The organism is Prochlorococcus sp. MIT 1303, from assembly GCF_001631965.1.
Taxonomy (GTDB): domain Bacteria; phylum Cyanobacteriota; class Cyanobacteriia; order PCC-6307; family Cyanobiaceae; genus Prochlorococcus; species Prochlorococcus marinus_D.
This window is the reverse complement of record NZ_LVHK01000044.1, coordinates 69,245-88,547: the sequence shown is the minus strand read 5'-3', so window position 1 is coordinate 88,547 and position 19,303 is coordinate 69,245. Positions and strand designations below refer to the sequence as shown.

Genomic DNA, 19,303 nt, shown 5'->3' with positions numbered 1-19,303 from the left:
GTGTCCCGGTTGAGCCGATTGGCTTTAGCTTGTGCCCATCATCATGTTTTTCCATGCCCATCCTGCTCGCCATGGATCTCTCGATTGACAGTGAGGTTCCCTTCGAGCTCACTATGCCCTTGGATTCCTCTCAATTGGCTGTGCCGCTGGTCGTTGAGGGTTCTGTTCAGAGATTTGATCCGGTAGCGCGCGCCGTTGATCTTGCTGAGACAATCCCTCGCCAGTGGTGTGGCACTTACAAGTCTTTTGCAGATGGCTCCAATGTTGATGTGAACTTGAACCTGGCCAAGCTCACACCGATTGGTCAGATCATTGATCTGCGTGGAGAGATGCGTCTTGGCAGCGTTACCACTCCTGTGCAGGGAAACTTGAATGCCAAGTCAGATCAGCTGGAGTTGCTACCCCTTTCAGATCAGTTGATTCCTGGAGTGGAGCCAGGTGGTTTTTTTATTGGTCTTCAGGAGTTAACAAAGGTGGGTTGGCAAGCACCTCGTCTTACCAATCCGGGCGGCATGCTCGATTTGAACAGTTCCTGTTCAGTACAGGCATCAGAACCTTTATCAGAACCCTTGCCCATCCGCGGGCTCTGGTGAGTTTGTTGGTTGTGTTTTTGCTAGTCGTTTGAGGTTTTTGCGCGCTGTCTTGTTCTTGGGATCCAGGCTCAGCACCTTTTGATACAGCTCGTAGGCCTCAGCATCTTGCTCAAGGCGCTCTTTAGCAAAGGCAAGGTTGTTTAGTGCTACAGGGTAGTCAGCCTTGGCTTTTAGGGCTGACTGGTAGTGACTAACTGCTGATGAATAGTCTGTTTGAGCCGCGAGTGCAAACCCAAGGGCATTTTCGATCAGAGCTTTAGCTTCATCTGGTTCACCAGTCAGTTGCTTCAAGGCCTTGCGAAGGGATGCTATGGCCTGTGGATAGAGCCTTTTACGCAGCTGTACAGATGCCAGTTCATAGAGTTTGGATGCCTCTTTTGAAGAGCCCGCTCCACTTTTTTCAAGTCGGATCAGTGCCCGTTCGTCGCGTTGAGCCTTGAAAACTTGACTGCCCACGATGACAGCCACGATTGCGAGCAAACCGATTAGGCCAATTAGGTAGGTTTGCGTTTCTGGCAGGAAGGCGCTCATGGTTTAGGGGCAGTTCTTAGTGCTGAGTTGGCATTTGCAGTCAAATCGAGGCAGTAGTCGAATTGACTTTGAACTTTTAACATCTGCTTTTCTCGTTGAAAAACCATTTTTCCAATGGCATAAAGAGTTTGCTCTGGAAGTTCATCGATATTGAGTTCAGGCACTTGCGGGAAATTTGCTCTTCGTTAGAGATCAGCACTGAGGGGGTAGAGGCTTCCAACCATCTTTTCAAAGTAGCTTCCACCATTTGAGGGTTTGATATCTTCTCAGATGAGAACGAGTCTTGGGTGGGCTAGCAGATCAGGTATAGGACGTTCTGCGTGCATCAGCACGTCAGATTCATTGTTCTAGAGCATGAGAGAGATGTAGCGGAGAGTCTTAGTCCTGCTTGTTTGTCTTGGACCCATCGAGGCAAGTCCCATGGCTGCAGAACATCAGCCGATTTCAAGCTCCTGTTGCAGTGCCCTCCATGATCGGCATTCATAGTTGTTCTCTGCTTTTTTGGGATCAAGTTCTGCTGAACAGGCTTGCTCAGCTCAGCAGCGTGATGAAAGTCTTAGTGGCTGCATGTCTGAAGTGCGAGTAGGTCATTGAGATTTTGCCTTAGCTTGTGGGTTGAAGGTCTCCGTTGTTGAAATCAGTCAATTTTTTGCTTCATCGGCTGCTAAGGCAACGCCGGAGAAAGCCAATCAGCGAAGACCGCGCTTTCTTTCGTACAGGCGTAATTGCCTCAGTGGCTTGGAGTATCAGCGCAATGGCAAGCCTTGGAGTCAGGTTTAAGGCTTGCTCAGCTATCAAGCTGCAACTTATTTTGATGTCTTGATGATTTTTTTAGTTTTGATGGATTGGATGCTCCTCAAAAGCAATAGACGGTAGAGAAAAACAAGCCCTATTAAGAGTTCAAGATGCTCTGGTCATCGAACAGAGATGAAAGTTTTTTTGCTAGGCATCAAGAAAGATCTTCAGATTGGAGTTTCTGTTGACTGCTTGTATTGATAAGCAAAAAGTGAATCAGCTCTTGGCGGAGGTAACCACGCTAGTGAAACTTTTTGGATCCATTACTGCCAGTTGGGCCAACATTTTCCGATTGATGCGTACGTCGGCTTTTTTAAGGCCACCAATCAGGCGGCTGTAGCTGACTCCGTTGATCCGAGCGGCTGCATTAATGCGAGCAATCCAGAGACGACGAAAATCACGTTTGCGCCGCCGCCGATCTCGATAGGCATTGCAAAGAGCCTTCATGACCCGCTGATTGGCTGTGCGGAAGAGGCTTCCATTGCTGCCTTGAAAGCCGCGGGCTAGGCGCAGGATTTTGTTACGGCGTTTGCGGGCAACATTGCCTCTTTTGACGCGGGCCATGGTTTAAGAAATCAAGAAGGGAATGAAATCAGATCAGCTTGTATAAGACCTGTTAGTTGAGCTTGGTCTTTAGGCGTAAGGGAGCATCAGACGCACATTCTCCGCATCGCGTTCATCTACAACGGCTTTGGTGGCGAGATGGCGCTTTAATTTCGGACTTTTGTGGTCCAGCAGGTGATTGCGGAATGCACGACGGCGCATGAATTTGCCAGTGACAGTTGCCTTGAACCGCTTGGCAGCAGCTTTGCGGGTCTTGAGCTTAGGCATCTCTGACGGTCTGCGCACAAACGACAACCATACGATCAAGACCTGCCAGAAGCCAAATTTCGCATGATGGGTGTTTGCCGAGGGGGCAGCATTGGCCAAGACTTTTCATCGTTCGCTGATTCGCTCAAAGCAAATCATGAGTGGCGCCCTGGTCTTGCTTGGTGTGTGCACGGTGGGCTGTGACGCTCAAGAGGTGATTCCACCAGTTGGTTCTGTTGGTATGCCTACTCATCAGGCGGTACAAGCTCCGCCGGTTCCTATTTCAGGCAGGTCTTTGTTGTGGGTGGCTTTGCAGCCTTATTTGGGGCAGGGCACGACGTCTAGTCACTCAGCTCCATCATTACGTTTGATCAGTGCTGGGCATCAGCCCTTATTGCTCAAAGATGCGCGCGGTGATGTGCAGCGGGCTCCAGTCATCACAATCACCTGGCGGTTGGTAGCTCTTGAGGAGCCCCTGCAGTTGTCACGTCAGGCGGCTGGTCCATTCGCCAGTTTCGAGTCGGCGGAGCAGGTTGCATCGCAGTGGCGAGAGCTGGGCGTTGCGGCCGTGGTGGCTCGTCCAAGCGAATGGGAAGTGTGGGCGCCGCAAGGGGTACAACCTCTCCCAGGAGTGGACATTCGTCTTTGGCAGGGCATCGTTTCTACAGCTGTGCAGCCTGTGATTCAGGGGGACAGTGGTGATCGCAGCTTGGTGGGTCCGATTCAGATTGATGCTCCGGATGGCCTCAGTTGGAAGGGTGGGGTGTATTTGGGGCCGTTTCAACTGCAGGTTGATGCCTACGGAAGCTGGACTTTGGTGGAACATGTTCCCCTGGAGAGGTATCTGGAAGGAGTGGTGCCCCATGAGATTGGAGCGGGCGCTCCATCAGCAGCATTAGCTGCTCAGACGGTGTTGGCTAGGACCTGGGCGCTTGCCAATAGCCATCGGTTTGCCCTTGATGGATACCATCTGTGCAGTGACACTCAGTGCCAGGTTTACAGCGATCCAAGGCAGGCCAGTTTTGGAGTCCGCCAGGCGATTGTGAGCACTGCTGGCAAGGTGTTGAGCTGGAAGGAGCAACCGATCAATGCTGTGTATCACGCCAGCAATGGTGGTGTGATGGCCGCTGGTTCTGAAGCTTGGTCCATGGAGTCTGTTCCATACCTAAGGGCTCAGTTGGATGGATCCGTTGGCTGGGTAGATCGCTTCCTTTTGCCACTCACAGAACGAGTTGTCGTGAAGTCATTGCTTGATAATGCCGATGGTGCTTATGGCCAGGGTCATCCCCGTTTTCGTTGGACCCGTACTTTGACTGCTGAACAGTTGCAACAAGCTTTGCGTTTGGTGGCGCCTAGCTTGTCAATGCCCCAGAGATTGACTGTTCTTGAACGGGGTCCAAGTGGTCGGGTCTTGTCTTTGGAGATACGTGATGAAGGCCATCAGCCTCCTGTGGTGCTTCGATTAGACGGTATTCGGCGTCATTTGCGTCAGTTACCAAGCACTCTCTTCGTGGTTGAGGAAGTTGGTGTCGGAGTTTGGCAACTTTCTGGCGGTGGTTTTGGCCATGGGGCTGGGCTTTCACAAGCCGGAGCAGTTGATCTGGCCCGTCGAGGCTGGACAACTGAACAGATTCTTAGTCATTACTACCCAGGAACGACCTATGGAGCTTTGCCTGAGATGAGGGATGCCCCTTAGAGTCGCTGGACTTCGGGTCTATGCATGGCCGCCGCCGCTGTCATTGGGGATTATCGACGCGGCAAGACAGCCCTGTTTTTGATTGCTTGCGGTTGGGCTGGTGCAGCACCCCACCTTTGGTTGGAAGCAAGTAGAAGTCTTTTGCCTGCAATTACGCTTGCTTTTGTCTTGGGAGGGTATGGCCTGCGCACGGTTTTGCGCGATCGGCAGCACTCGTCTGCCAATGCCAATGAAATAGGGCTTGAGCCCTCTGCTGAGTATGTCTGGCCCAGCGTTGATGTTTTGGTCGCTGCCAGGGATGAGGAAGCTGTGGTTGATCGGTTGGTGGAACGTCTTGCCGGTCTGAACTATCCCAAGGACAAGCTTTCTACTTGGATTATTGATGATGGTAGTCAGGACCGAACGCCAGCTCTACTGGATGAGTTGCAGCAGCAGTTTCCTTCTTTAAACGTGATTCATCGTCCTTCTGGAGCAGGCGGCGGAAAGTCTGGAGCTCTTAATGCAGCACTCCAGCAGCTTCAGGGGGAATGGCTTTTGATTCTTGATGCTGATGCCCAGTTGCAGGATGACCTGCTCCAGCGTCTGGTGTTATTTGCCCAACAGGGTGGGTGGTCTGCTGTGCAGTTGCGTAAGGCGGTGATCAACTCTCAGCACAATCTGCTCACCAGGGTTCAGGCGATGGAGATGGCTATGGATGCCTTGATTCAACAAGGACGCTTAGCGGGGGGAGGCGTGGTAGAGCTGCGTGGAAATGGCCAGTTGATTCAACGCTCCACGCTGGAGGCTTGTGGGGGATTCAATGAAAATACGGTCACAGATGATCTTGATCTGAGTTTCCGTTTACTTACAGATGGAGCTTTGGTCGGGATTGTCTGGAACCCTCCAGTGCAGGAGGAGGCAGTGGAGAGCTTGTCAGCTCTTTGGAGACAACGGCAACGTTGGGCCGAGGGTGGATTGCAGCGATTTTTTGACTACTGGCCAGTCTTGATGTCCAGCAAGTTAACTCTGGCTCAGCGTCGTGATTTGGCTTGTTTTTTCCTCCTTCAATACGCCCTCCCAGTGGTGTCTTTCGCTGATCTGTTCACCACATTATTGACACGCACTATCCCAACCTATTGGCCCCTTTCGATCGTGGCCTTCAGCATTTCAGGGATGGCTTACTGGCGCGGTTGTAGGAGCATCAGTGATGGGCCTGCTTTGCCATCGCCAACCCCGTGGAATCTTGTGGTGGCGATTACTTATTTGTCTCACTGGTTTGTGGTCATCCCTTGGGTCACAGTACGGATGGCACTGTTCCCGAAGAGTTTGGTGTGGGCCAAGACCAGTCATCATGGCCAACAGCCTGTTCAGGTTTGAATGTTTAAAGGTCCACGTCCAGCACTTTGCCGTTGAAGAAGTCAGCTAGTCGCTTTGCTTTGCTGTCGATGGGTTCTAAAGAGGAAGTGGGCTGAGTCGGAGGAGAATCCTCCTCTAGAGGCTTTTGCTGGTCTGTGATGGCGGCGCTGGTTGCAGGATCTGGGGGATAAGCGCCTGTAGAGCTGGATTGAACTTGTGGTGGTGGTGATGGTTCAGCAGTGGAAGCGGATGTGTTTGGTGTTGGTGCCGCACCCGTTTTTTGTGGGCTGGGCATTGGTGTGGCACTTCCGCTTTGGCTTTCGAGAACAAGCTGTCTGGAATTTCCCAGGGCTTTTGCTATTGCTTGTTCCAGGAGGGTTGCACGGCTTTGCACCATTCCCATCCAGTTGCCGGCAACTTGAACCACGGCGCGATGGTCATCAAGGCGCACTAGCTGGGCTTGCTGAGAGAGCAACATGCGTGTGGAAGGTAACTCCAAACTGCCAAGTATTTGTTGCCATAACTCCTGCAGATTGTTGTTAGGGGTTCTCTGGGCTGGAGGTGGATCGGGTACTGCGTTTGGGGTGATTGCTGAGACTGGATCGTGGGTCGTCGTTGATCCAGAAGGGGGTTGTTGGATTTGTGTTGTCGGGGTCAATGCGTTGGCAGTGATCGCCTGCGCAGCTGGGTTTATTGGTTGAGCTGTCTTTGTTATTGGCACTGCGGTTACAGCTTCACTGGAAGGTGGTTCGGCCAGCAGACCCAGCAGAAGCACTTCAAGCCAGAGACGGGGTTGAACGCTGTGACGCAGCTGACTTTCGCTTCCTTTGAGTTGGACCTGCCATTGCAAAAGCTGTTGACGACCTATTTGGCTGGCTAGGGGCGGCAATTGATTGCGGAATTGTGGAGAAACACTTGTGAGTTCAGGGCGATCGGGTGCGGCAGTCATGAGCACCAAATCTCGCAACACCGCTGCCAGCCCTTGCAGAAGTGCACCTGGATCACGGCCTCGATTCAGCAGGTTTCGGCAGGTTTCCAATAAGCAGAGTGGATCGGCTTGGGCCAAGGCTGCGGCTAGTTTCAGCAGCTCTTGCTCTGGCACGGCTCCCATCAACTCCCATACAGCTTCTGCTTTGATGGGCCCTGGAAGCAGGCTGAGCTGATCAAGCAAGCTTTCCGCATCTCGAAGCCCTCCCTGGGCTCGCTGGGCTACCACATGCAGGGCTTCGGGCTCAATCGGAATGGCTTCACGAGTGGCGATCATCTCTAGGTGTTTTTCAAGCGCTTCCAGTGGAATCCGCCTGAAATCAAAACGCTGACAACGGCTGAGGATGGTTGGCAGCACTCGCTGTGGATCGGTTGTTGCTAGTACGAACACCACCCGTGGCGGTGGTTCTTCAAGCGTCTTCAGTAGGGCATTGAAGGCGGCGGTTGAGAGCATGTGGCATTCGTCCACCACATACACCTTCCAGCGGGCTTGTACCGGGGCAAAGCGGGAGCGTTCGATCAGTTCGCGAATGTTGTCTACGCCGGTGTTCGAGGCGGCGTCGATTTCGATCACGTCTAGTGCTGTGCCGGCGGCAATGCTTTTGCAGAGCTCACAGTTTCCGCATGGCTCGGGTGTTGGCTGGTCGCAGTTCAAGCAGTTGAGTGATCGGGCCAGGATGCGAGCACTGGAGGTTTTACCAGTGCCTCGTGGACCGCTGAATAGATAGGCCGGTGCGATCCTGCTGCTGCGCAAGGCATGACTGAGGGTCGCGGCGATCGCGGCCTGCCCCACCAGGGCATCGAAGCGCTGTGGTCGATATTTGTGATGCAGCGGCTGGTAGGCCTGGCTCATGCGCTGCTGGCGGGATGTTGAGGTTACTCAGGCTTGGCTTTTGGTTCGTCGAGCAATGCAGTGATGCGGGCTTCTAGATCTTCTATTGCTGCTAGTTCATCGGCAAGGGTCTGACCTTTTAACAGCAAAGAACGGCTGCGGGAGTTGTGGTGATCGATCAAGTTGTTGTCTGGTTCGCCATGAAGCCATCCCTCTGCTTGCTCCAGTGTTGCTTCCAGTTTGTTGAGTAAGTTCACGCGCAGACTTTTCAGTTGAGCTACTGCTTGCCTTGCACGTTCCCGCGAGGTTTCATCCACCAATCCTCGCCGAAGGAGTAGTGATAATCCTGTCAGTAGGGCAGCAGGGATGATTTGACCCAGTGCCAGCGCTCCTAGGCTGCTGGTTTGCATCCAGTCCTCGACCTGGCTGCTTCGATGTCGCCCGGTTTTGCACCAGTTGGCAAAGTGCTCACAATTATTGAAAAGTAGGTTGTAGCGCTGCTCTCCAATGCGACTCATCGCTCGTCTCAGGGTCACGCCTGAGGGAGAGGCTTGGGTGTGATTCACCACGTTCACAGTTGCACCGCGAGAGAAGTCTTCAAGGGAGCTGCGCAGGATTGACCGACCTTCTAGATAGTGGGCCACGCTGCCATCTCCAAGATCAATTCCGTGATGCAAAAAAAGTCCGTGTTGGCGGGGCACCCTTAGGTGGTCAGCCGTCGCCACTGGATCAGGCTGATTCCTGATGCGATCGCTCGTCGTTGGCTGGTAGAGGCAGCACCTTGCCGCCGGTATGTTCATCAACCATCGTGCGGGTCACGGTGAATTTCTTCACGTTCTTCTTTGAGGGAAGGTCGTACATCAAATCCAGCATTAACTCTTCGATGATGCCTCGTAGTGCTCGGGCCCCGGTCTTGCGCCGATGTGCTTCCTGGGCGATAGCTTCTACGGCATCTGATTCAAACTCAAGCTGCACGTTGTCCATGCTCAGCAGGGTGCTGAATTGCTTGACCAGTGCGTCACGAGGCTCCGTGAGAATCGATTCGAGTGCTTGTGAATCAAGTGGTTCAAGCACTGCACTCACGGGAATGCGGCCAATGAATTCAGGGATCAAGCCATAACGCACGAGGTCGTCGGCTTCAAGGTGGTGAAGCACCTGTGAGGCCTTTAGATCACGATTGGCACGGCTGCGCCCTCGACCATCGCTGGGCATAAAACCGATAGCATTACGGCCTAGTCGCCGTTGCACCACATCTTCGAGGCCAATGAAGGCACCACCGCAGATGAAGAGGATCTGGCTGGTGTCGATTTGGATGCAGTCTTGATAGGGGTGTTTACGCCCTCCTTGGGGGGGCACGTTGGCGACTGTGCCTTCGAGCATCTTTAGCAGGGCTTGCTGTACTCCTTCACCGGATACGTCGCGGGTAATGGAGGGGTTTTCACTTTTTCGGGCGATCTTATCGATCTCATCGACGTAAATGATGCCGCGCTGGGCATGCTCCACGTCCATGTCGGCTTTTTGCAATAGCCGCAGCAAAATGTTTTCGACATCCTCGCCCACGTAGCCGGCTTCGGTCAGTGTGGTCGCATCAGCAACGGCGAAGGGCACGTCCAGGAGTTCGGCCAGGGTCTGGGCTAATAGGGTTTTGCCACAGCCTGTTGGGCCGATGAGCAGGATGTTTGACTTGTGGAGCCTGGTTGCAGAGAGATCGGTTTCGCCTTGGCCGTCACCTTGCCAAGCCAGGCGTTTGTAGTGGTTATAGACGGCGACTGAAAGTACTTTTTTGGCAGCTTCTTGCCCCACCACTTGCTTATCTAGGAAGTTTTTGATCTCCTGAGGTTTGGGTATGGTGGCGAGTGTGGGTGCTGGCTTTCCACTTTTATGGGAAGCAGTTGCAGACTTGCGATTGGACTCGCTGCTGTGACGTGGGTTGCCTTGGCTATCGACAAGCTCTTCATCCAGGATCTCGGTGCAGAGATCGATGCATTCGTCGCAGATGTAGACACCTGGCCCGGCAATCAATTTGCGTACTTGGTCCTGAGACTTGCCGCAGAAAGAGCACTTTAGATGGGCGTCGAATTTGGCCATCGGGCTGTGATCACTGCAAACGGGCAGACAGGATCTGACGAATGTTGGCCAGCCTGAACGCTCAGGATCGTGTCAGATCAGGGTTGCGTCACCCTTCCGTAACGATTCCACCGCCTGTGAGGCTATCCACAACCCGATCGATCAGTCCGTATTCAACCGCTTTTGCTGGAGAAAGGAAGTGGTCGCGGTCAGTGTCTTCAGCGATTTTGTTGAGGGGTTGGCCAGTGTGCTCGGCGAGAAGGCCGTTGAGGGTTTCTTTTAAGAAGAGGATCTCCTTGGCCTGGATTTCGATGTCTACTGCTTGGCCCTGGGCACCACCCAGGGGCTGATGAATCATGATCCGTGCATTGGGTAGTGCCAGTCGCTTGCCTTTGGTACCTCCGCAGAGAAGGAAAGCCCCCATGCTGGCAGCAAGGCCATAACAGATGGTCACGACGTCTGGAGCGACCTGCTGCATGGTGTCATAGATAGCCAAACCAGCGGTCACTGAACCACCTGGGGAGTTGATATAGATCTGGATGTCCTTTTCGGGATCTTCGGCTTCAAGGAAGAGCATCTGAGCAACGAGGGCATCTGCCACTTGATCGTCGACACCAGTGCCAAGAAAGATGATTCGCTCACGTAGCAAGCGTGAGTAAATGTCGAATGCCCGTTCTCCTCGGCCCGACTGTTCCACCACTGTGGGCAGGATCCCTGGTGATGAGACAGGACGAATGCCCGGCCAGCGATTGTGGATGGGGTGGTAGCAGCAGGAATCGATCACTCGTTTGGGCTTTAGGGGAGCACTTTTATCAATCTATTGGTGCCATTCAGGACTTGGTTTTGTCCGAGGCAGGTTTTTCAGTCTTGGCTTTGTTGGTCTTGGTTTTTGTGGACTTAGTTTTGCTGCCTTTGGATTTTGCAGCGGGCTTACTGGTTTTTGCTTCGCTTTCAAGCACCTTTTCGGTAATGGTGCTGTTGTCTTCGAGCCAGTCCAGCAATTTGTCTTTGAGTAAGTCGTCGCTAACAGCTTGACGCAACCTTGCCGGGTCAATATCGCGTTCGCCAGAAAGCTCGCGGCTTACTTCCTTGACCTTGGCGCTGATTTCACTCTCTTCTATTTTGAGATCTTCGCTTTCAGCTAGTGCAGTGAGGGCAAGACTGCGACGTAGGCGCTCTTCGGCTTCTGGGCGTGATGATTCCATCAAGGAACGCACAAGCTCTGGTGTGAACATGGATTTCACGTCCATCCCCTGTTGGGCGAATTGACTGGCAGTTTGTTCAACAAGGTTGCGTATCTCTTGCTGCACAAGGGTGTTTGGTAGATCTACTTCCAGCTGCTCAGTCAATGCTTCCAGCAAAGCGTCGTGCCGATTGCTGCGATCACGACGCTTTGCGTCTTCCTGAAGACGTTGTTCTAGATCGTTGCGAAGTTCTTCCAGAGTTGCTTTGTCACTGGACTGCTGGGCGAAGGCATCGTCAAGATCCGGCAACTCGCGGGTTTTGAGCTCCTTGAGGTTGATCACAAAGCTGGCTTTACGGCCGCGAGCATCCTCTTTCGAGTAATCGTCTGGGAAGTGGCAATCAACAGTTTTCTCACTGCCCAAGCTCATACCGATAATCCCTTCCACGAAGCCGGGGATCATCTGTCCATCTTCAAGATCGACATCCATGGACTCACTACTTCCGCCTTCGATTGCGCTGCCGTCGTCGTCGTAGGTGCCGCTGAAACTAACCACAGCGATATCGCCGATTGCTGCTGGGCGACTTTCGACGGGTACAAGGGTTGCTAGTTGTTTGCGGGATTGTTCGATCAGTTCATCGACCTTGCTGGGATCGAAAGTCACCACTTCTGCTTCGGCTTGGAGCCCTTTGGTGGCCTTAAGTTTTGGGGTTGGGGTGACGTCTGTCTCAAGGGTGAGGGTCAGTGCCTCGCCGGGCTGAAAGCTTTCCAGAAGAGCGTCAAAGCCGCCACTGAGTTCGGGTTCGCAAAGTGGCTCGATTGATTCTTGTTCGAGGACTTCACGCCAGACAGCATCGACGAGCGTTTCTAAGGCTGTTGCACGGATTCTTACCAGGCCGATCTGTTGCAGCAGAACGGCACGCGGAACCTTCCCCTTGCGGAAGCCTGGAAGATTGATGGTGCGGCTTAAGCGGGTGACAGCGGCCTCATAGTTGGCCTGGCAGCGCTCTGCTGGTACCGCTACTTCCAGAGCAAGCCGACTATTGGGTTTCTGCGTGGTTTTGACCTGTAGTGCTGTGGCACTCATGGACGGACGACTGCGAGCAGAAGACCACCCTAAGAAAGCGTCAGTTCATCTCTCAACACGTATTGTGGTCTCAACGTCTTGCCTTATTGAGGCTTAGGGCTTTATCCCAGCTGGGTTCAATTTTTTATTGAGATCGAACCCCTGAACTCAGTCAATAACCTGATCTCACCGCTTGCTTCCCATATCGTTTTTTCCCGATCGTCCCCTCACAGTTGCTGTGCTTGGTGCCAGTGGCGCAGTGGGTCAGGAGCTGCTTCAGCTGCTGCAGGAACGCTCGTTTCCCATTGGTGAGTTGCGCTTATTGGCATCTGCGCGTTCTGCGGGCCATGTTCAACCTTGGAATGGCTCCAGCCTCGTCGTTCAGGAGGTGAGCGAAGCTGCTTTTGAGGGGGTTGATTTGGTGCTGGCCTCAGCTGGTGGATCCGTATCGCGTCAGTGGCGGCAGGTGATCAACTCAGCAGGTGCGCTGATGATTGACAACTCCAGTGCCTTCAGGATGGATGCCGACGTGCCACTCGTGGTGCCAGAGGTCAATCCTGAGGCGGTTGCAGAGCATCAGGGGGTTATTGCCAATCCGAATTGCACAACGATTTTGTTAACTCTGGTGCTGGCACCTTTGGCTGCAAGACGTGCTTTGCGTCGCGTTGTTGTCAGCACCTATCAGTCGGCGAGTGGTGCAGGTGCACGCGCTATGGAGGAGCTCAAGCAGCTCACTCAGGTTGTTTTAGCGGGCGACACGCCTTGTAGTGAAGTGCTTCCTCATTCACTTGCCTTCAACTTGTTCCTGCACAACTCTCCATTGATGGCCAATAGCTATTGCGAGGAGGAAATGAAGATGGTCAATGAAACGCGCAAAATTATGGGCCTTCCTGATTTGCGCTTTACCGCAACTTGTGTTCGGGTGCCTGTACTTAGAGCCCATTCGGAGGCTGTGAATATTGAGTTTGACGAGCCTTTTCCAGTGGAAGAAGCTCGCCAATTGCTGAAGGTGGCAGCGGGGCTCGAGTTAATCGAAGATTTTGAGCAGAATCGCTTTCCCATGCCTATCGATGTCACTGATCGCGATCCGGTTGCGGTGGGTCGCATTCGGCAGGACATCAGTCATCCCAATGCTCTCGAGCTTTGGCTATGCGGGGATCAGATCCGTAAAGGTGCCGCTCTAAATGCGATCCAAATTGCAGAATTGTTGTTGTCGTCATCATGAGCTCTGCTGCTGAGTTGTCTCCAACTCCTTTTGGCCGTTTGCTGACGGCCATGGTCACACCCTTTGACGCTGATGGATGCGTTGATCTGGCTTTGGCTGGTCGTCTTGCTCGCTATCTCGTGGATGAGGGATCTGATGGGCTGGTTGTCTGCGGCACGACTGGGGAATCGCCCACTTTGAGCTGGCAGGAGCAGCATCAATTGCTTGGGGTGGTCCGTCAGGCAGTGGGGCCAGGTGTGAAGGTTCTTGCCGGTACTGGTAGCAATAGCACCGCTGAGGCGATAGAGGCCACCACTCAGGCAGCTGCGGTGGGTGCTGATGGGGCATTGGTGGTTGTTCCTTATTACAACAAGCCTCCGCAGGAAGGTCTTGAAGCCCATTTCAGGGCTATTGCTCAGGCTGCCCCTGAGTTGCCGCTGATGCTCTACAACATTCCTGGGCGCACTGGCTGTTCGCTTGCTCCAGCAACAGTTGCAAGGTTGATGGAATGTCCGAATGTGGTGAGTTTCAAAGCCGCCAGTGGCACCACGGATGAGGTGACGCAGTTGAGGTTGCAGTGTGGTTCAAAACTGGCTGTTTACAGCGGCGACGATGGCTTGCTTTTGCCCATGTTGTCGGTGGGGGCTGTTGGGGTGGTGAGTGTCGCAAGTCACCTTGTAGGTCGTCGGCTTAAGGCGATGATTGAGGCCTATCTCAATGGTCAGGGTGCTCTTGCCCTCAGTTATCACGAGCAGTTGCAACCTTTGTTCAAGGCTCTATTTGTCACCACCAATCCGATTCCTGTTAAAGCAGCCCTCGAGCTCAGCGGTTGGCCGGTCGGATCCCCCCGCCTCCCTTTGCTTCCTCTTGACCCCGTTATGCGAGATGCTCTTTCAAACACCTTGACTGCCTTGTGTCAGACCTGACGCCACGGCTGTTTCCCACATTGATTGCTTGACGCTTTAGCTTTTCGCCATGAGCGCTCGCTTCATTTCAGTCCCCAAATAGTTTTCGTACGCTTTTGTCATGACGTCTAGTTCCACCATTTCCAGATCCACCTCTTCTAGAGACGGTAAAGCCAAAGAGCCCTGCTTACGAGTGATTCCCCTTGGTGGGCTCCATGAGATTGGCAAGAACACCTGCGTGTTCGAGTACGGCGACGACATCATGATGGTGGATGCTGGCCTGGCATTTCCCAGTGATGGAATGCATGGCGTCAATGTGGTGATGCCAGACACCAGTTATCTACGCGAGAACCAAAAGCGCATCCGCGGCATGATCGTGACCCATGGTCATGAAGATCATATTGGTGGGATTCCTCATCACCTCAAGCACTTCAATATTCCAGTGATCTATGGCCCGCGTCTGGCCATGTCAATGCTCCAGGGCAAGATGGAAGAGGCTGGTGTTACAGATCGCACCACGATCCAGACCGTGAGTCCAAGGGATGTTGTCAAGGTTGGACAACATTTTTCGGTGGAATTTATCCGCAATACCCACTCGATGGCAGATAGCTTTTCGCTTGCCATCACCACTCCTGTTGGCTCGGTGATCTTCACAGGAGACTTCAAGTTTGACCATACTCCTGTGGATGGTGAAAATTTTGATATGGCTCGCCTTGCACATTACGGCGAGCAAGGTGTTTTGTGTTTGTTCAGTGATTCAACCAATGCTGAAGTGCCTGGCTTCTGCCCACCTGAGCGATCGGTATTTCCTGCTTTAGATCGCCATATTGCTCAAGCTGATGGTCGAGTGATTATCACAACTTTTGCGAGCTCCATTCACCGCGTTTCAATGATTTTGGAGCTGGCCTTAAAGAACGGACGCAAAGTTGGTTTGCTTGGGCGATCGATGCTCAATGTGATCGCTAAGGCGCGTGAACTCGGCTATATGCGTGCCCCAGATGATCTGTTCGTACCGATCAAACAGATTCGTGACATGCCTGATCGCGAGACTCTGTTGTTGATGACAGGGAGTCAGGGCGAGCCGTTGGCTGCTTTAAGTCGCATCTCACGCGGAGAGCATCAACATGTGCAGGTCAAGAACTCAGACACGATTATCTTTTCGGCCAGTCCGATTCCGGGTAACACGATCTCAGTTGTGAATACCATTGATCGCTTGATGATGCTGGGAGCCAAGGTGGTCTATGGCAAGGGAGAGGGTATCCATGTGTCTGGGCATGGCTTCCAGGAGGATCACAAGTTGATGCTGGCTTTAACAAAGCCAAAGTTTTTTGTGCCTGTCCATGGTGAGCATCGCATGCTTATTTGTCACAGCAAGACTGCTCAGTCGATGGGCGTAGCCAGCGACAACATTTTGATTCTTGATAATGGTGATGTCGTTCAACTTTCAGCTGATTCGATTAGTAAAGGAGACTCAGTAAAGGCAGGAATTGAACTTCTCGATGCTTCTCGCAATGGCATTGTTGATGCTCGTGTTTTGAAAGAGCGCCAGCAACTTGCTGAAGATGGTGTTGTCACTGTGCTGGCTGCAATCAGTACCGATGGAGTGATGGTTGCACCGCCAAGAGTGAACTTGCGAGGTGTCGTGACCGCTGCTGATCCTCGCAAGATGTCGCTCTGGACTGAACGGGAAATAAGCTGGGTGTTGGAAAACCGCTGGAAGCAGTTTTCTCGTCATACGGATGGCAAAGCTCCTGAAGTGGATTGGATGGGTTTGCAGCGAGAAGTGGAAGTGGGCTTGGGTCGTCGTATGCGTCGTGAGTTGCAAGTTGAGCCCTTGCTTTTGTGTTTAGTTCAGCCGGCACCAGGCGGAACACCTGCTTATAAGGGTATGGCTGATGCTGAACCTGAGGATCGATCGGTGACCCGCATTCGTGGCGATCGTGATCTGGCTAGTAACGGGCGCCGAACTCCAGCTGCGGCTCCTGTCAAGGTTGCGGCAGCTGTGTCAGCAACATCGGCTACTAAGACGGTTTCTGATCAAGCCAATGTCAAGACTCAATCTGAACCGGAGTCAGCAGAGATGCCTTCCGGTCGCACACGCCGCCGTCGCTCAGCTGTTGCCTAAGGCAAGACCCTTTGGCTGGCTTGCATTGATGCAGTTTTGGCTCTGACCAGATCCTGGTGATTTAGTTGGCGTTGCTTAGAGCAACGCTTTGGTCAGCTTCTTCTTTGAACAGTTGTCGGTAGGCAGCCGTGGAGATGCAAGCTGCTAATGGAGCTGCGCCCAACAACCCAATAAAACAGAGCAGTGTTCCGACCGTCAAGATCAGGAGTTGGAAGAGGGCAAGTAGGGCCACCATTAACCAGGATGGATTGACAACCTGCCAGCCGCGCTGGATTGTTGCTATTGGGCCAAGCTCTTCTAGCAACGCGATCCAGGGAAGAAAAATTTGGTTAATACTCAGAATGACCCCAAAAATTGCAATGATAATCATTGGTATGAACATCACAATCTGATTAATGATTGCCAGGCCACCTGCAAGCAGGCCGCCAGTAATGATGAGCAGAAAAAATAAGAATCCAAAAACTAATTGCCTGATAAATAGGCGCAAATAAGCTCTGCCATCCCAGCGGATGAAATCAGCAAAATTAGGGCGTTGGCCGTTGAGTACCATCCAGGACCCTCGAATCATTCCTGTCAAGCCCCAAAGGTTGACAATTGCACTGCCAAGGCTTGAGCAGACGATAATGATTATCGTGCCAATGTTTATAGGGTTGTTCTCATTAACTAGAAGGCTGCCTATTGCTTGAAAGCCTAAGTTAAATGCACCTATAAGTAGAGTGAAGACAACAAATTCTCGAGGAGATTTACGGAAGCCATCCCAACCATCTTTGACCGCTTTGATGACTTCAAGCTTGGAGTTAAGCACTTCGTTTGTTTTGGGGACTTCGACAGACTTATTGATGGATTTGATTGCAGATTTTTTTGCTTGAGGTGGTTGCGTTTCTGTTCCTGTGCGCGGCACCATCACCCGCATGATCGAGTTTTTGAGTAGGTCTTGTGCAATATCAGCTGGCAAGTCTTCTGGAAGATTGTCTTGTATGTTGCCGTCGTCTTCATGCTCACTTGTAATCAGAATCATCTCTGATTGTGATTTGGAGATCTCAAAGCCGCCATTGCTATCATTAGGCTCCTGATTTGCAACGATGGCGAAATCGACGGTTGTTGCTTCTGCTTCAATCTCTTTGGATTCAGAGTTTGCTCCGATCTCAATTTCTCTGTTTGATTCTGGGTTTTGTTGTTGCTTGGTTATGTTGACTTCGCTATTTTTTGCATCCTGAGACTCTGCCTTCTCTTCCTCAATGAACGACTCTGATGTGTTGACATTTTGCTCAATGATTTGTGATTCTATTGTCTGATTCTTTTTTTCTGATTTTTGAACTGATTCTTGATTGCTGCTCTTGCCATCAAAATGTTCTTTAGCTGCTTGGGTTGATGCCTTTGACGTTGAATTACCGTCATTATCAGTTGTTGATTTGAGCCAAGTTGGTGTTGTTGCTTGAGTATTTGTTGCGCTTATGATTGTGTGCTCTTGAGAAAGGAATGGATCACGAATGAGATCTGTTGATGGCTGGCGATTGGCATCCTTTGCGATGGCTTCTGCCGGGTCTTGATGTTGAAGAAATGGCGGTAATTCTGCTCCATTGGCTTGGTTGTTGATCGCTGTATCTGCCTTCAGGAATGGGTCGCGAAGCAGTTCAGGTAGCGGCGCGCTTGTGCTGGCCTCCCTTTGAAAGGCTTGTGAAGCTTCTGGTTGTTCAACTGCTGAGCCAGCCTCTGTCGCTTCTGATTGTGTTGTTGCTGGTTGCCGTTGCAATTCGCCTTGGCATCGTTCTAAGCCTTGTTCGGCGAGTTCTTTCAACGTGTCTTGTGGTTGGCTATCTAGAACCAGGTTGTAGTGGTGTTGGGCTTGTTGGATATCGTTCATTCCGTAGAGCAGGATGTGGCCCATTAGCAGAGCAACAAAGGCCCGCCATGCCAGCATTGCTTCTTGCTCAGGTCCTTTCTGGTGCAGCTCTAGTTGGCCTAGCAGGTGTTCACAGATTGATTGAGCTGCTTCGTAATTTCCTGCCCCATAGGCCTTCTCGGCGGCCAGGTACTGCTGTTGGAAGTCGCCGTCCACCGGAGTCAGTCGTGATGTTCTAGTTGTACCGAGTTTCGCTGCCATTGGACTTTCCAGCCCTGCGCGAGGTGTAGAGATCCAGGTGGTTTTCCGGGGGCAATGCTTTGGCTGATCTGTTCAAGTTGGACTGCTGGCAGACTTGGTGCTCCTGATCGCTTTAGCCAATAGGCCAACAGAGTTGTTCTTGCTGTGATCGGTAGTTGGGCAAGGTCCTTACGACAGAGGCCGCTTTGCTTGCTGAGGTTGTTGAGAGCCAGCATGGCGATGGCTTCCTGGTCCGCATGGTGATGGTTGAGCCTTTCGGCGAGAGCGGCCATGCGCAGGCTGCAGCCCGGATGGAGAGATTCCAGTACTGGTAGCACTTCTTGGCGGACTCGGTTGCGGCTGAAGTCTGGATTGGAATTGGCAGGATCAAGCCAGATAGGTAAGGACAGCTCGCTGCAAATCTGGGCGGTGTCCTCACGCGAGAACCCCAGCAAAGGGCGTATGAGCTGCACGTTTTTGTGAGGATTGCCTTTGCTGATGGGCCTGCATTGGCGCATGCTGCTCAGTCCCGCGAGGTCCGCACCTCGGGCAAGGTTGAGTAGCAAGGTTTCAGCTCGATCAGAACTGGTGTGGCCTGTGAGCACATACCGGCATGGATGGTTTGGGTTGTTGGATGACAAACGTTCTGCGTGAAGCGCCAGTTGTGCATATCGCCAATGTCGCGCTGTGGCTTCGTTGTTGGTTTGTCCAGGTTTGGCTTGATCAGACCAGAAGCTCAAGTTGTGTGCTTCACACCAATCCTTGAGCTCAGTTGCGATCGCGGCTGATTGTTCATGCCAGTTGTGGTCGCCATGCCACACCTCTAAAGACCAGCCATGTTTGCGTTGGAGATCGATCAATAGGCCAAGCAGGGCCATCGAATCTTGACCGCCGGACACGGCGATCAAGAGTGAAACTTCTGCTGGCAGTAGATCTGGATTCGCTAGCAGTTTGTGATGCAGACGCGCGTGCCAGGCGCTCCAGGGCAGCTGCGCTGAGCTGGATGAGGCCATGGCGCAGTGGTCATTCAGCTGAGGCCAGTCTGCCGTGCAGGAGCCTGGCAAATGGGAGTATGGATCTAAAGATCGTTG

At 52.5% G+C, this 19,303-nt stretch carries 17 protein-coding genes; 6 read left to right on the top strand and 11 right to left on the bottom strand.

Annotation, left to right across the window (positions count from 1 at the left end; genetic code table 11):
- Nucleotides 1-53 precede the first annotated feature (53 nt).
- Nucleotides 54-593 (top strand): hypothetical protein, encoded by a 540-nt coding sequence (locus PMIT1303_RS09600; RefSeq protein WP_063398532.1) that lies wholly within the window; start codon nucleotides 54-56, stop codon nucleotides 591-593.
- Here the strand turns inward: PMIT1303_RS09600 and PMIT1303_RS09595 are convergent.
- From PMIT1303_RS09595 to rpmI, 4 genes are all read right to left on the bottom strand, one after another.
- Nucleotides 561-1,124: a tetratricopeptide repeat protein gene (locus PMIT1303_RS09595; RefSeq protein WP_063398531.1), complete on the bottom strand. Its 564-nt coding sequence runs from the start codon at nucleotides 1,122-1,124 to the stop codon at nucleotides 561-563. The two genes, PMIT1303_RS09600 and PMIT1303_RS09595, sit on opposite strands and share 33 nt — an antisense overlap.
- Nucleotides 1,121-1,288 (bottom strand): hypothetical protein, encoded by a 168-nt coding sequence (locus PMIT1303_RS13555; RefSeq protein ID WP_156486997.1) that lies wholly within the window; start codon nucleotides 1,286-1,288, stop codon nucleotides 1,121-1,123. Before PMIT1303_RS13555 ends, PMIT1303_RS09595 begins: the two co-directional genes overlap by 4 nt.
- An 847-nt stretch (nucleotides 1,289-2,135) precedes the next feature.
- Entirely contained in the window at nucleotides 2,136-2,483 is a 348-nt protein-coding gene (gene rplT / locus PMIT1303_RS09580) for a 50S ribosomal protein L20 (protein WP_011129434.1), read from the bottom strand.
- Nucleotides 2,484-2,552: 69 nt separating this feature from the next.
- The gene (gene rpmI / locus PMIT1303_RS09575; RefSeq protein WP_011129435.1) at nucleotides 2,553-2,750 is read right to left on the bottom strand and encodes a 50S ribosomal protein L35; all 198 of its coding nucleotides are present in this window, start codon (nucleotides 2,748-2,750) and stop codon (nucleotides 2,553-2,555) included.
- A gap of 136 nt (nucleotides 2,751-2,886) precedes the next feature.
- Here rpmI and PMIT1303_RS09570 point away from each other — a divergent pair, with 136 nt between their 5' ends.
- The gene (locus tag PMIT1303_RS09570) at nucleotides 2,887-4,425 is read left to right on the top strand and encodes a SpoIID/LytB domain-containing protein (RefSeq protein WP_063398944.1); all 1,539 of its coding nucleotides are present in this window, start codon (nucleotides 2,887-2,889) and stop codon (nucleotides 4,423-4,425) included.
- Nucleotides 4,426-4,449: 24 nt separating this feature from the next.
- On the top strand, nucleotides 4,450-5,781 hold the full coding sequence (locus PMIT1303_RS09565) for a glycosyltransferase family 2 protein (RefSeq protein ID WP_063398528.1): 1,332 nt from the start codon (nucleotides 4,450-4,452) through the stop codon (nucleotides 5,779-5,781).
- 4 nt (nucleotides 5,782-5,785) lie between these two features.
- Here the strand turns inward: PMIT1303_RS09565 and PMIT1303_RS09560 are convergent, their stop codons facing one another.
- The 5 genes from PMIT1303_RS09560 to tig form a co-directional block, all read right to left on the bottom strand.
- Nucleotides 5,786-7,600, bottom strand: coding sequence for a DNA polymerase III subunit gamma/tau (locus PMIT1303_RS09560; RefSeq protein WP_063398527.1), 1,815 nt, complete (start codon nucleotides 7,598-7,600; stop codon nucleotides 5,786-5,788).
- 23 nt (nucleotides 7,601-7,623) lie between these two features.
- Nucleotides 7,624-8,304, bottom strand: a complete 681-nt coding sequence (locus PMIT1303_RS09555) for a lecithin retinol acyltransferase family protein (protein WP_063398526.1) — start codon at nucleotides 8,302-8,304, stop codon at nucleotides 7,624-7,626.
- Nucleotides 8,305-8,308: 4 nt separating this feature from the next.
- Entirely contained in the window at nucleotides 8,309-9,667 is a 1,359-nt protein-coding gene (gene clpX, locus PMIT1303_RS09550; protein ID WP_063398525.1) for an ATP-dependent protease ATP-binding subunit ClpX, read from the bottom strand.
- Between the two features lie 88 nt (nucleotides 9,668-9,755).
- Entirely contained in the window at nucleotides 9,756-10,430 is a 675-nt protein-coding gene (gene clpP, locus PMIT1303_RS09545) for an ATP-dependent Clp endopeptidase proteolytic subunit ClpP (RefSeq protein WP_011824758.1), read from the bottom strand.
- Nucleotides 10,431-10,476: 46 nt separating this feature from the next.
- Nucleotides 10,477-11,916, bottom strand: a complete 1,440-nt coding sequence (gene tig, locus PMIT1303_RS09540) for a trigger factor (protein ID WP_063398524.1) — start codon at nucleotides 11,914-11,916, stop codon at nucleotides 10,477-10,479.
- A gap of 172 nt (nucleotides 11,917-12,088) precedes the next feature.
- Between tig and PMIT1303_RS09535 the strand changes: the two genes are divergently transcribed.
- From PMIT1303_RS09535 to PMIT1303_RS09525, 3 genes are all read left to right on the top strand, one after another.
- Nucleotides 12,089-13,120: an aspartate-semialdehyde dehydrogenase gene (locus PMIT1303_RS09535; protein ID WP_063398523.1), complete on the top strand. Its 1,032-nt coding sequence runs from the start codon at nucleotides 12,089-12,091 to the stop codon at nucleotides 13,118-13,120.
- A complete protein-coding gene (gene dapA, locus PMIT1303_RS09530) occupies nucleotides 13,117-14,025 on the top strand; it encodes a 4-hydroxy-tetrahydrodipicolinate synthase (RefSeq protein ID WP_011129444.1) in 909 nt (302 codons plus the stop codon). Before PMIT1303_RS09535 ends, dapA begins: the two co-directional genes overlap by 4 nt.
- Before the next feature lie 100 nt (nucleotides 14,026-14,125).
- Nucleotides 14,126-16,129 (top strand): ribonuclease J, encoded by a 2,004-nt coding sequence (locus PMIT1303_RS09525; protein WP_063398522.1) that lies wholly within the window; start codon nucleotides 14,126-14,128, stop codon nucleotides 16,127-16,129.
- Between the two features lie 61 nt (nucleotides 16,130-16,190).
- Here PMIT1303_RS09525 and PMIT1303_RS14080 read toward each other — a convergent pair whose 3' ends face one another.
- Both PMIT1303_RS14080 and tilS read right to left on the bottom strand, forming a co-directional pair.
- Complete coding sequence (locus PMIT1303_RS14080; protein ID WP_231901437.1) at nucleotides 16,191-18,233, bottom strand: hypothetical protein; 2,043 nt, start codon at nucleotides 18,231-18,233, stop codon at nucleotides 16,191-16,193.
- On the bottom strand, nucleotides 18,194-19,225 hold the full coding sequence (gene tilS, locus PMIT1303_RS09515; protein ID WP_063398942.1) for a tRNA lysidine(34) synthetase TilS: 1,032 nt from the start codon (nucleotides 19,223-19,225) through the stop codon (nucleotides 18,194-18,196). The genes PMIT1303_RS14080 and tilS overlap by 40 nt, the downstream gene beginning before the upstream one ends.
- Nucleotides 19,226-19,303: the final 78 nt, after the last annotated feature.

Bases quoted from the DNA above. Each gene is read 5' to 3' on its own strand.
- PMIT1303_RS09570 (WP_063398944.1), top strand. From the start codon at position 2,887: ATGAGTGGCGCCCTGGTCTTGCTTGGTGTGTGCACGGTGGGCTGTGAC.
- PMIT1303_RS14080 (WP_231901437.1), bottom strand. From the start codon at position 18,233: ATGGCAGCGAAACTCGGTACAACTAGAACATCACGACTGACTCCGGTG.
- rpmI (WP_011129435.1), bottom strand. From the start codon at position 2,750: ATGCCTAAGCTCAAGACCCGCAAAGCTGCTGCCAAGCGGTTCAAGGCA.
- PMIT1303_RS09525 (WP_063398522.1), top strand. From the start codon at position 14,126: ATGACGTCTAGTTCCACCATTTCCAGATCCACCTCTTCTAGAGACGGT.
- clpX (WP_063398525.1), bottom strand. From the start codon at position 9,667: ATGGCCAAATTCGACGCCCATCTAAAGTGCTCTTTCTGCGGCAAGTCT.
- PMIT1303_RS09565 (WP_063398528.1), top strand. From the start codon at position 4,450: ATGGCCGCCGCCGCTGTCATTGGGGATTATCGACGCGGCAAGACAGCC.
- tilS (WP_063398942.1), bottom strand. From the start codon at position 19,225: ATGGCCTCATCCAGCTCAGCGCAGCTGCCCTGGAGCGCCTGGCACGCG.
- PMIT1303_RS09600 (WP_063398532.1), top strand. From the start codon at position 54: ATGCCCATCCTGCTCGCCATGGATCTCTCGATTGACAGTGAGGTTCCC.
- PMIT1303_RS09595 (WP_063398531.1), bottom strand. From the start codon at position 1,124: ATGAGCGCCTTCCTGCCAGAAACGCAAACCTACCTAATTGGCCTAATC.
- dapA (WP_011129444.1), top strand. From the start codon at position 13,117: ATGAGCTCTGCTGCTGAGTTGTCTCCAACTCCTTTTGGCCGTTTGCTG.
- rplT (WP_011129434.1), bottom strand. From the start codon at position 2,483: ATGGCCCGCGTCAAAAGAGGCAATGTTGCCCGCAAACGCCGTAACAAA.
- tig (WP_063398524.1), bottom strand. From the start codon at position 11,916: ATGAGTGCCACAGCACTACAGGTCAAAACCACGCAGAAACCCAATAGT.
- PMIT1303_RS09560 (WP_063398527.1), bottom strand. From the start codon at position 7,600: ATGAGCCAGGCCTACCAGCCGCTGCATCACAAATATCGACCACAGCGC.